At 46.3% G+C, this 428-nt stretch carries 1 protein-coding gene; it reads right to left on the bottom strand.

The window, feature by feature from the left end:
* Nucleotides 1-59 precede the first annotated feature (59 nt).
* On the bottom strand, nt 60-428 hold a 369-nt coding region (locus tag VSR34_RS38740), incomplete at its 5' end, for a methyltransferase domain-containing protein (RefSeq protein WP_342965279.1).

The raw sequence follows: 428 nt of genomic DNA, 5'->3' as shown, positions 1-428 counted from the left end.
TCTCCCCATACAACAAGGGAAAACACACCACCTTCATGAAGCAGCGAGGAAATCTGCTTTCAGTATCGTTCGTGGTCATCAGGGTGCTGATGGTGAAAGCAGCCATGATCTAAAATCAGATCAAACGTCAGCTCGCGCCCTTGATTCATCGACCAGGACATAAAATCTTGATGATAAAAATGGACAGGAACCTCTTTTCTCTTCTTTAATCCTTGCCATTCCTCATGCTCATAAAGATCAATGCCGGTATATGCCGACAGTCCTTGTAAATGTTCAAGAGCCCTGCCGTTCCCGCAGCCGATATCCAGCACCGAAGCAAGTGCATCCTTTTCCCTGGAACGCCATGCCTTCAGAGACATCACAGCAGCGTCTGTTAATGATGGATCAGTGGACCACATATCTGTTCTTTGCTCATAGTGTTCTTGAAA

Source organism: Paraburkholderia sp. JHI2823 (assembly GCF_038900695.1).
Lineage (GTDB): Bacteria > Pseudomonadota > Gammaproteobacteria > Burkholderiales > Burkholderiaceae > Paraburkholderia > Paraburkholderia mimosarum.
The sequence above is the reverse complement of the archived record's forward strand: the minus strand, read 5'-3'. Positions and strand labels throughout refer to the sequence as shown.